Here is a 10,312-nt window from a genome sequence, read left to right as displayed (position 1 = left end):
TATTGGTCATGTTTTCTGTATGGAGTTGTGTGATTTTCTCCCAAATAGGTTGGGAAATCTGACAGTTTTTCTTGACTAGAGGTGTCTCAGATACAGTCACTTTTTGGCAAGATTTGCATTGAAACCGTCGTTTCTTAAGCAAGAGGAGGGTCGGAAAGCCCTGGCAATCCAAAATCGGAATCTTTGACGACTTTTGAAAGTCGTACTTGATACACTTTCCTTGGCAATGAGGACAACCAGGGCTGTCGTAATCTAGCTTTGCCCTGATTTCTAGATGGGTCTGATGTTTCAAAATGAAGAGAATTTTGATGTTTTTGTCTTTGATTCCGATTAGTTCTGTGGTATGATAAAGCTGTTCCATATGAACCCTTTCTAATGAGTTGTTTAGTCGCTTTTCATTATAGGTCATATGGGACTTTTTTTCTACACTCAAAAAGGCTCCATAATCTCTACAGTGGATTTACCCACTACAGAAATTATAGAGCCTCAAAAACAGAACCTGTTAGACAGGCTCTGTTTTCTTTTTATAGACGAAACTAGACTGAGTATCCCTTTAGACTTCTTTGACTTTGGCGACGGTTTGCGCCTTAATCTGAATGTCTCCCTTGCTGGACATGACAGCGCGGAGATTTTTCTCCGTTGGATGTTCCAGATAGAAGTCCGTAATAGCATCTTCAATCTGGTCTTGAATGGTTCGGCGGAGCGGACGGGCACCCATTTTTGGATCATAGCCCAGGTCGACCAATTTTTCCTTGACCTTGTCTGTCACATGGAGGCTGATGCCGTTGGCAGACAAGCGCTTGTTGACATCTTCCAGCATGAGGTTGACAATTTCAAGCAGATTATCCTTACTAAGCGGCTGGAATTCGATGATACCGTCGAAACGGTTCATAAATTCTGGGCTGAAGAAGTTACCAAGCTGACCGAGGACTGATTGAGCCCGCCCTTCCATAGCAGCACCGAAACCGACAGAGGCCTCAACCTTGCCAGTACCGGCATTGGAGGTCATGATAATGATAGTATCTTTGAAGGAAACAGTCCGACCTTGCCCGTCTGTCAAGCGACCGTCATCCAGGACCTGCAAGAACATGTGCATGACATCTGGATGGGCCTTTTCTACCTCATCCAGGAGAATGAGCGAGTAGGGATTGCGGCGCACTTTCTCAGTCAATTGCCCGGCCTCTTCATAGCCGACATAGCCTGGAGGGGCACCGACCAATTTGGCAACGGCGTGTTTTTCCATGTACTCAGACATATCAAAGCGAATCATACTATCAGCTGAGCCGAAGAGCTCGATGGCCAGCTGTTTAGAAAGCTCGGTCTTACCGACACCGGTTGGACCAACGAAAAGGAAGGAACCGATTGGACGGTTGGGCGCACCCAATCCGACGCGATTGCGACGAATGGCCTTGGCAATCTTATCCACGGCATCGTCTTGGCCAATCACATGAGCCTTGAGGTCGCTAGCTAGGTTGATGAGTTGAGATTGTTCTTTCTCCTTCAAATCGCCGACAGGAATATTGGTTTTCTGCTCGATAATGGCCTCAATTTCCTTCTCAGTAATGAGTGGAATGTCCTCTTCACTGATAGTCGCCTGCTGCATTTCCTTGTATTTAGCAATCTGGTCGCGGAAGTAAGCAGCTTTTTCGTAGTCTTCATCACGAGTAGCCTGGGCTTTGCGATTTTCAGCATCGATCAGGCGTTGGTCAATCTCTTTCGGATCAATGAAATTGAGAGTCAGGTTCATCTTGGAACCCGCCTCATCCAAGAGGTCAATGGCCTTGTCAGGCAGGAATCGGTCCTGGATGTAGCGGTTGGAAAGGACAGCTGCAGCTTCAATAGCCTGATCTGAATACTTAACGTGGTGGTAGTCCTGGTACTTAGCCTGGATGCCCTTGAGAATGGTAATGGTCTCTTCGACGCTTGGCTCCTCAACCTTGACAGGTTGCATGCGGCGTTCCAAGGCGGCGTCCTTCTCGATAATACGATATTCATTGAGGGTGGTTGCTCCGACCAGTTGCATTTCGCCACGGGCAAGAGCTGGTTTGAGAATGTTGCCGGCATCCATGTTGCCGTCGCCAGCAGAACCTGCTCCGACAATTTCATGGATTTCGTCGATAAAGAGGATGACTTCCTTACGGTTGCGAATTTCCTCCATTAGTTTTTGCATACGTTCTTCAAATTGTCCACGGATACCTGTTCCTTGCACTAAGCTAACAACGTCTAGGCGGATAACTTCCTTATTTTGGAGTTTATGTGGGACATCTCCGTCTACGATTTTCTGGGCCAGACCTTCGACAACGGCCGTTTTACCAACACCGGGCTCACCGATGAGGACGGGGTTGTTCTTGGTCCGGCGGTTGAGAATCTCAATTACGCGAGTGATTTCTTGGTCGCGTCCGATAACCGGGTCAATATCTCCACGACGAGCAATCTCGGTCACGTTAATACCAAATTCTTCCAAGAGGCCGTTTGGCTGTTGCGGTGCTTGCGGGATACCTCCGCCAGGCTGATTGGAGCGGCCGCCGCCTCGGTTCCCTCCTCCAGGCTGGGTCGGAGGTGTCTGGTTGCGGTCACGTCCAGCTGGTGTGTTGTCAGGGTATCCTCCCAAATGATTGAAAAATTCACTGAAGGGATCCATGTTGTTAGGGTTGAAGTCGCCTAGGCCACGGAGTATGGCGTTGTTGGGGTCAGTCTTCATGATTTGGTAGCAGTTGTGGCAGAGGTCGACCTGCTGTTGTTTGCCGTTGAGGTTGGTGTAGAGATGGATGGTTGCGTCATTGATGTTACAGTTTTTGCAGAGCATAATTCTACCTCTTTCTTTGAAAAAATGTGACCTTTGCTCAAATGGTCAATAAAGGTCAAATGTAATTTAATTATAACAAGTTTTAGGAAAAAAGCAAGAAATTGCTATTTACTAGTCTATTTGCAGAAAAATGTGCGGGTGTGTACAACAAAAACGTGTAAAAAAGAGACTTTTCAGTTACTTTGTGGTAAAATATACCTATACTAAGAAGAGGAGAAAGATTATGGAATCACACTTAGTGAGAATCATCAATCGTCTGGAAGCGATGGCGGGTGATGGTGGTACCCTCAAGCGTAATTTTGAGCGTGAAGGTGTTGTCGTTGCTGAAGTTGCCTACAGCTACGATGAAGAAAATGGTTCAGTATATACCTTGCGTGATGTTGCTGCTCGTGAAACCTATACGTTTGACAGCATCGACTTGATTGCAATGGAAATCTACGAATTGTTGTACTAATAAGTAGTAGAATGCACCTTCGGGTGCTTTTTAGTTTAAATGATGAATATTTTAGACAGGGATGTTGCATATTTATTCACGACGTGGTATAGTAGTGAGTATATGAAAAAATGGAGTAGTGGATGAAATGAATTTTTCTTTTTTGAATGATTATATTGCTTATTTTAATTATGGGGCCTTGGTAACTCTCATCATTGCCAGTTTTGTCGTGCTTTTCGGGAGCATCATCGGTGTCTTGTTAGCCTTTGCCCAGCGGAGCAAGTATAAAATCTTGGCTTGGTTTGCCAATATCTATGTATGGATTTTCCGTGGTACGCCAATGGTGGTGCAGATTATGATTGGTTTTACCATGACACACATTGCGGCACCGACCTTCCAGTTGGGGATTTTGTCTGTTGACTTGACCCGTCTTTTGCCAGGTATTATTATCCTATCTATGAACTCAGGTGCCTATGTGTCAGAGGTGGTCCGGGCAGGGATCAACGCGGTTCCTAAAGGGCAGCTGGAGGCGGCCTATTCTCTAGGGATTAGACCAAAGCAGGCTATGCGTTATGTCATCATGCCACAGGCCATTAAGAATATCCTTCCAGCCTTGGGAAATGAATTTGTGACCATTGTCAAAGATAGCTCACTCCTGTCTACGATTGGGGTTATGGAGCTTTGGAATGGGGCGACGACGGTTTCGTCTACGACCTATATTCCTTTGGAGCCACTGATTTTTGCAGCATTTTATTACTTGATTTTGACCAGCTTGCTGACGCTTGTCATCCAGCATTTTGAGAAGAAAATGAACAAGGGAGGCCATTAAGATGGCGGAAACAATTATTTCAATTAGAGATTTACACAAGTATTTCGGGGAAAATGAAGTTCTGAAAGGAATTGACTTGGATGTGGAGCAGGGAGAGGTAGTGGTTATTATCGGACCGTCAGGATCTGGGAAATCGACTTTCTTGCGGACCATGAACCTACTTGAGGTACCAACCAAGGGGACGGTGACCTTTGAGGGCGTGGATATTACGGATAAGTCCAACGATATTTTCAAGATGCGAGAGAAGATGGGCATGGTCTTCCAGCAGTTTAATCTATTTCCCAATATGACTGTTCTGGAAAATATCACCCTTTCGCCCATTAAGACCAAGGGGATTGCCAAGGCAGAGGCTGAGAAAAAAGCCTTGGAATTGTTAGAAAAGGTTGGTTTGCCAGACAAGGCCCAGGCCTATCCACAAAGTCTCTCAGGTGGTCAGCAACAGCGGATTGCCATTGCGCGTGGTCTGGCTATGGACCCAGATGTGCTCCTCTTTGATGAGCCGACATCTGCCCTTGACCCTGAAATGGTTGGAGAGGTATTGGCGGTTATGAAGGATTTAGCCAAAGCTGGGATGACCATGGTTATCGTGACCCATGAAATGGGCTTTGCCAAGGAGGTCGCAGACCGAGTTATCTTCATGGATGGGGGCTATATCGTTGAGATGGGCAGTCCTGAAGCAGTCTTTGACCAGACCAAGGAAGAGCGAACCAAGGACTTTTTATCTAAGGTACTATAGACCAGTAACTCCGGCATTGTTCGGGGTTTTTCTTATTTTTTTGAAAAATAGCAGAGCAGGTTGGGAAATTGTCCCTGTTTTTTGTATAATGAAAGAAAACAATAAGGAGTTGGCATGACAATTATTGATGGTAAAGCCCTGGCGGCGAAATTGCAGACGGCCCTGGCAGACAAGGTCGCAGAAATGAAAGAAAAGACAGGCTTGGTTCCAGGTCTTGTGGTCATTTTGGTTGGTGAAGATCCTGCCAGCCAGGTCTATGTACGAAACAAGGAACGTTCGGCTTTGGCTGCTGGTTTTAAGAGTGACGTTGTTCGCCTTCCAGAGTCTATCTCAGAGAATGAATTATTGGACCTGATTGACAAGTACAATCAAGATGAGAATTGGCACGGTATCTTGGTCCAACTGCCTCTACCTGTTCATATTGATGAAGAAAAGGTGCTTTTGGCTATTGATCCTGACAAGGATGTGGATGGGTTCCATCCGACCAATATGGGGAAACTCTGGTCTGGTCATGCAGTCATGATTCCTTCAACTCCTGCTGGAATTATGGAGATGTTTAAGGAATACCAGATTGACTTGGAAGGTAAATCAGCTCTAGTCATTGGCCGTTCAAATATTGTTGGTAAGCCCATGGCCCAGCTCCTCTTGGATGCCAATGCGACTGTGACCATTGCCCATTCTCGGACCAAAAACTTGCCAGACTTGGCTCGTCAGGCGGATATTTTGGTGGTAGCTATCGGCCGTGGACATTTTGTCACCAAGGAATTTGTCAAACCAGGTGCAGTTGTCATTGATGTGGGGATGAACCGTGATGAAAATGGCAAGCTGATTGGCGATGTCAAGTATGATGAAGTTGCCGAACTTGCTAGTCACATCACCCCTGTTCCAGGTGGTGTCGGTCCGATGACCATTACCATGCTGATGGAGCAGACTTTTGAAGCTTTTAAGCGGTCATTATAGAAGATGGAAGGGCAGGTTATTCTGCTCTTTTATTACTGGTTAATATACATTTTTATAAATACAGTCTTTGGACTGATTATAATTTATATGTAAAGGTTTACAATAAGGGTGTTCCTAGTAATGGGAACACCCTTTTACCCCAGGATTCAAGAATGCTTACAGTGGTTTTCTTGAATTTTCCTAATCTCCTTTAGGTGTCGACTGAGGTCGGCGCCTTTTCTGTCACAAAAAAGGGAGCGGGAAAGACATCCATGATGGCTTCGCCCTCACCCACAGAATAATGAAAACGAACATAAAGCCCTCACTAGGTGTATAATCTTAGTGAGGGCTTTGTGGTTGACGAGTTAATGATGTTAGTCATCGCGGGAAAAACTAACCCACTCTACTGACGAGCACCCCAAAATATGCGATAGGCATGAGTATAAAAATACGACTAAAAATCAGTAGATAAGCTCTCTAATTTTTAGAAGGAGGGAATTGTCATGGATGTTCTCTATCAATCTTGTGCAGGTATTGATGTCCATCAAGCCAATATCGTTGTCTGTATCCTACACGGACCACTCACCTCAACTCGTCCAAAGCGTGAGATGGCTACGTTTGATACAACGACTAAAGGCCTACGTGCTTGCCACGATTTTCTCAGTCAATTTCATGTGGAAGCTGTTGGTATGGAAAGTACAGGTGTTTATTGGCGACCTGTCTGGCATGCTCTATGTGATGACTTCAAGTTGATACTCGCTCAACCAGCCCACATGAAGGCTATTCCAGGTCAGAAAACCGACAAGAAGGATGCTCACTGGATAGCCAAATTAACACGGATTGGGCTGCTTCCTCGGAGTTTCGTTCCCGATGAAACCATTCAAGAATTGAGGGAGTTGACCAGACAACGAAAACATTATGTGGAAAGTCGCAATCGAGAAACCAACCGTATCCATAAAATTCTTCAGTCAGGTGGCATCAAGCTAACAACCTATATCGAAGATATTATGGGGCTATCTGGTCGCAATCTCCTTCAGCTACTGGTTGATGGGACGCCTATTACACCTCGTATTGTCCATCAATCAGTTTACACCAGCTTGAAGAAGAAAGTGCCGCAGCTTCTGGAAGCCTTGGATGGCTATTTTTCTGACCATCACCGCTTCATGTTAAAGCAGTCCTTAGAGATTTATGATTTTTATCAGAAGCAGATTGAGTTGTTGGAAGAGCGAATGAATGTCTATCTATCACAATATGAAAACCATGTAGAAATATTGGATTCCATCCCAGGCATTGATGTCATTACAGCTTCTGTTATCATTTCTGAGGTTGGTGTTGACATGAGTCAGTTTCCCACTGCTGGACATTTAGCTTCTTGGACTGGACTTTGTCCAGGTAATAATGAGAGTGCTGGTAAAAAACGAAGTACTAAGATTCGACACGGAAATTCTTATTTGAAGAAATGTTTATGCCAGGCCGCTTTCGCTGTCAAAAAACAAAAAGGAAGTCCTCTAGCAGACCAATTTTATCAGATTCAAAGTCGGCGTGGTTCACAAAAAGCAACAATTGCACTCGCACATCAATTATTAAAAATAGCTTATATCCTTTTAAAAGAGCAGATAACGTATCCTGAATTTTTAGCACAGAAAAAGACTACTAGGGACGAGCTAGTAGCCTAACATAAAAAATTTTTTCGCTTTGATTATATCATAGGGAGGGAGTTTTTGCATTCTTTTGAGTTTTCGTATAAGAACTCGACCAGTCTAAAAAGAGTTCGTCAACAAGTCTTTATTTCTAGTTGTTGAGCTAAAACGGTCTATCCCCAGACCGTTTTACTCCCGTCCCCGCACAATTGGTTAGGACTGATTCGGAGGGTTAAACGCGAACGAAACTACCAATCAACCACTGCGTCAATATGTTTTTGCTAAACAAAAAGTCAGAGATTGGACTTTATGCCCAACCTTAACATCTTATGGATTTGGAACAGAGAAACTGTCAGCATGTGCCAGGTCTCCGTAGGTATAACCACGGTCAAACCAGCGTTTGCGCTGTTCGGATGTACCGTGAGTGAAACTGTCTGGGACAGTCCGGCCGTAGGCTTCTTTTTGCAGGGTATCGTCACCTACTGCATGGGCTGCCTGCATGGCCTCGTCGATGTCACCAGCATCTAGCATGCCTTGGCCATCGACAAATTTGGCCCAAGCACCAGCATAGTAGTCTGCCTGCAGTTCCAGACGAACATTGAGGGCGTTTCCTTCCTTGTCAGACAGGCGGGCGCGCTCTTTATGGTAGGCACCGAGGACCTCTAGCTCGTTTTGAACATGGTGACCCACTTCGTGGGCAATGACGTAGGCCATGGCAAAGTCACCTTTAGCCTTGTAGCGGTTCCCTAATTCTTGATAGAAAGAGGTATCGATATAAATTTTTCGGTCAGCAGAACAGTAGAAGGGACCGGCTTGGGCTGATCCCATTCCGCATCCTGTGCTGGTTTGGTCAGTGTAGAAGACCAGAGTTGGAGCCTTGTAGGTCATGCCGTTTTTGTCAAATTCCTGGGTCCAGAAATCTTCTGTAGAGGCTAGGACCTTACTCATAAAGACAGCATCCTCATCGGAGACCTCAGTTCCTGCAGTTGATACCTGAGCGGATTGATAGGGATTGACTCCAGATGAACCGCCCAATAGACCTCCCAGTCCTGAACTACCACCAAAGAGTATGAGGACTAGGAAGAGGATGATTTTTCCCTTCCAGCCTAGTCGTGAAAAGAGAAGCCCCAAGAGCATGCCACCACCGGAAGAGCCACTTCGACTGGTTCCTCCAGGAAAGAAGGAGCCACCGTTGGACTGACCACGTCTGTCCTCTATATTTTTACTTTGTCGTTGATTGTCTAACTTCATATAAAACTCCTAAGTTTGTTCAAGTATATTATATAGTAAAATTCCTAAAAAGGCACAAGAAAGCAATTACAAATTTATTCTCTAATTCTGAATAATCTTGCGATTTTTGGTATAATGAAAGAGATATAGACAGAAGGAGCTGACATGGTTGACTATTTGTCGGTTAGTCATTTAACCAAGTATTTAAAATTAAAATTTGACCGTGATCCCTATCTAGAAAAGGTTTATTTGACAGGGCAGGTATCCAATTTCCGCAAGCGTCCGACCCACCAGTATTTTTCCCTCAAGGATGACAAGGCAGTTATCCAGGCGACCATGTGGGCAGGTATTTACAAAAATCTGGGCTTTGAGCTGGAAGAAGGTATGAAAATCAATGCGATTGGTCGGGTCCAGCTCTATGAGCCAAGTGGATCCTATTCGATTGTCATTGAAAAAGCTGAGCCAGACGGCATCGGAGCCTTGGCAATCAAGTTTGAGCAACTCAAGCAGTCCTTGACTGCAGAAGGCTTGTTCAAGCAGGAATTTAAGCAGCAACTGCCTCGCTTTACCCAGAAAATTGGTGTCATTACCAGTCCAAGCGGCGCGGTCATTCAGGACATTATCACGACAGTCAGTCGGCGTTTTCCTGGTGTGGAAATTGTTCTCTACCCGACCAAAGTGCAGGGTGAGGGAGCGGCTCAGGAAGTAGCTGCCAATATCCAGAAAGCCAATAGCAGGGAGGATTTGGATGTCTTAATTGTCGGTCGTGGTGGTGGGTCTATTGAGGACCTTTGGGCATTCAACGAGGAAATGGTGGTTCGAGCCATTTTTGAATCGCGAATTCCGATTATTTCTAGTGTGGGCCATGAGACGGACACGACCTTGGCGGATTTTGTGGCAGACAGACGGGCAGCGACCCCGACGGCAGCAGCAGAATTGGCGACACCGGTGACCAAGGCGGACCTCTTAGGCTATTTGAACCAGCAGGAAAACCGTGCCTACCAGGCTATGACCAATCGGATTAAGTTTCGGCAAAGCCAGCTGGACAAAATCAGTCAGTCGGTTATTTTCAGGCAGCCAGAACGGCTGTATGATGGCTATGTGCAAAAATTAGACCGGTTGACCAGCCAGCTACAGACTAGGATGAAAGAGATTTTCGGGGATAACAAGCAGGCCAGTGTCCTGCTCCAGCAACGCCTACTGGGCATGCAATTGCCCCAGAAAATCAGCCGTTATCAGGAGCAGGTCAGCCAGTTGCAACGCTTGCTCAAGAGCAATATGGCCAACATTTATGACAATAAAATGGCCAAGGCTGACAAGCTGATAGAGGCCATGACCATGCTGGATACCAGCCGCATCGTGGCGCGCGGTTATGCCATGCTGGAGCAGGCTGGTCGGGTCATTGATAGCGTAGAAAAGATTGAAAAAGATGAGCAGTTGACCATTGTCATGAAGGATGGTCGTGTGGATGTGGAGGTAAAGGATGTCCAAAAAAAAGAAAACATTTGAAGAAAATTTAGCAGAACTTGAGGGAATTGTGACCCGCTTGGAGCAGGGAGATGTAGCCTTAGAAGAGGCTCTGGCTGAGTTCCAAAAGGGTATGGTCCTGTCCAAGGACTTGCAGAAAACCTTGGCTGATGCAGAAAAGACTCTGGTTAAGGTCATGCAGGCAGATGGTAGTGAAAGTGAGATGGTTTAG

General features: G+C 45.6%; 10 protein-coding genes. 7 read left to right on the top strand and 3 right to left on the bottom strand.

The annotated features are described in order from the left end of the window. Together ACVC7T_RS06910 and ACVC7T_RS06905 are read right to left on the bottom strand one after the other, a co-directional pair. On the bottom strand, positions 1 to 361 hold a 361-nt coding region (locus tag ACVC7T_RS06910), incomplete at its 3' end, for a transposase family protein (protein ID WP_447262690.1). Positions 362 to 553: 192 nt separating this feature from the next. Continuing rightward, positions 554 to 2,806, bottom strand: a complete 2,253-nt coding sequence (locus ACVC7T_RS06905) for an AAA family ATPase (RefSeq protein WP_447262689.1) — start codon at positions 2,804 to 2,806, stop codon at positions 554 to 556. A gap of 223 nt (positions 2,807 to 3,029) precedes the next feature. Between ACVC7T_RS06905 and ACVC7T_RS06900 the strand changes: the two genes are divergently transcribed. From ACVC7T_RS06900 to ACVC7T_RS06880, 5 genes are all read left to right on the top strand, one after another. Beyond that, on the top strand, positions 3,030 to 3,260 hold the full coding sequence (locus tag ACVC7T_RS06900; RefSeq protein ID WP_105123499.1) for a DUF1797 family protein: 231 nt from the start codon (positions 3,030 to 3,032) through the stop codon (positions 3,258 to 3,260). A gap of 127 nt (positions 3,261 to 3,387) precedes the next feature. Next, positions 3,388 to 4,068 (top strand): amino acid ABC transporter permease, encoded by a 681-nt coding sequence (locus ACVC7T_RS06895; RefSeq protein ID WP_105110194.1) that lies wholly within the window; start codon positions 3,388 to 3,390, stop codon positions 4,066 to 4,068. 1 nt (position 4,069) lies between these two features. Then, positions 4,070 to 4,804 carry an amino acid ABC transporter ATP-binding protein gene (locus ACVC7T_RS06890; protein ID WP_105110193.1) on the top strand — a complete coding sequence of 245 codons (735 nt, stop codon included), beginning with the start codon at positions 4,070 to 4,072 and terminating at the stop codon, positions 4,802 to 4,804. A 114-nt stretch (positions 4,805 to 4,918) separates the two neighbouring features. Then, positions 4,919 to 5,764 (top strand): bifunctional methylenetetrahydrofolate dehydrogenase/methenyltetrahydrofolate cyclohydrolase, encoded by an 846-nt coding sequence (locus ACVC7T_RS06885; protein ID WP_125265334.1) that lies wholly within the window; start codon positions 4,919 to 4,921, stop codon positions 5,762 to 5,764. Positions 5,765 to 6,246: 482 nt separating this feature from the next. After that, complete coding sequence (locus ACVC7T_RS06880; protein WP_257117518.1) at positions 6,247 to 7,419, top strand: IS110 family transposase; 1,173 nt, start codon at positions 6,247 to 6,249, stop codon at positions 7,417 to 7,419. A 291-nt stretch (positions 7,420 to 7,710) separates the two neighbouring features. On the opposite strand, the gene ypfJ is transcribed toward ACVC7T_RS06880, so the two are convergent. Then, positions 7,711 to 8,634: a KPN_02809 family neutral zinc metallopeptidase gene (ypfJ, locus tag ACVC7T_RS06875; RefSeq protein ID WP_105111906.1), complete on the bottom strand. Its 924-nt coding sequence runs from the start codon at positions 8,632 to 8,634 to the stop codon at positions 7,711 to 7,713. 144 nt (positions 8,635 to 8,778) lie between these two features. On the opposite strand from ypfJ, the gene xseA reads away from it, so the two are divergent. Further along, entirely contained in the window at positions 8,779 to 10,122 is a 1,344-nt protein-coding gene (xseA, locus tag ACVC7T_RS06870; protein ID WP_447262688.1) for an exodeoxyribonuclease VII large subunit, read from the top strand. Continuing rightward, positions 10,097 to 10,312 (top strand): exodeoxyribonuclease VII small subunit, encoded by a 216-nt coding sequence (locus tag ACVC7T_RS06865; protein WP_172067189.1) that lies wholly within the window; start codon positions 10,097 to 10,099, stop codon positions 10,310 to 10,312. The genes xseA and ACVC7T_RS06865 overlap by 26 nt, the downstream gene beginning before the upstream one ends.

It is taken from the genome of Streptococcus sp. P25B114, assembly GCF_053010325.1.
Note: the sequence above shows the minus strand (reverse complement) of the source record. Positions and strands in the feature narration are given on the sequence as shown.

What these genes read in the sequence shown, in the direction of transcription:
- ACVC7T_RS06905 (WP_447262689.1), bottom strand. Translation starts at nt 2,806, where the DNA reads ATGCTCTGCAAAAACTGTAACATCAATGACGCAACCATCCATCTCTAC.
- ACVC7T_RS06900 (WP_105123499.1), top strand. Translation starts at nt 3,030, where the DNA reads ATGGAATCACACTTAGTGAGAATCATCAATCGTCTGGAAGCGATGGCG.
- ACVC7T_RS06895 (WP_105110194.1), top strand. Translation starts at nt 3,388, where the DNA reads ATGAATTTTTCTTTTTTGAATGATTATATTGCTTATTTTAATTATGGG.
- ACVC7T_RS06890 (WP_105110193.1), top strand. Translation starts at nt 4,070, where the DNA reads ATGGCGGAAACAATTATTTCAATTAGAGATTTACACAAGTATTTCGGG.
- ACVC7T_RS06885 (WP_125265334.1), top strand. Translation starts at nt 4,919, where the DNA reads ATGACAATTATTGATGGTAAAGCCCTGGCGGCGAAATTGCAGACGGCC.
- ACVC7T_RS06880 (WP_257117518.1), top strand. Translation starts at nt 6,247, where the DNA reads ATGGATGTTCTCTATCAATCTTGTGCAGGTATTGATGTCCATCAAGCC.
- ypfJ (WP_105111906.1), bottom strand. Translation starts at nt 8,634, where the DNA reads ATGAAGTTAGACAATCAACGACAAAGTAAAAATATAGAGGACAGACGT.
- xseA (WP_447262688.1), top strand. Translation starts at nt 8,779, where the DNA reads ATGGTTGACTATTTGTCGGTTAGTCATTTAACCAAGTATTTAAAATTA.
- ACVC7T_RS06865 (WP_172067189.1), top strand. Translation starts at nt 10,097, where the DNA reads ATGTCCAAAAAAAAGAAAACATTTGAAGAAAATTTAGCAGAACTTGAG.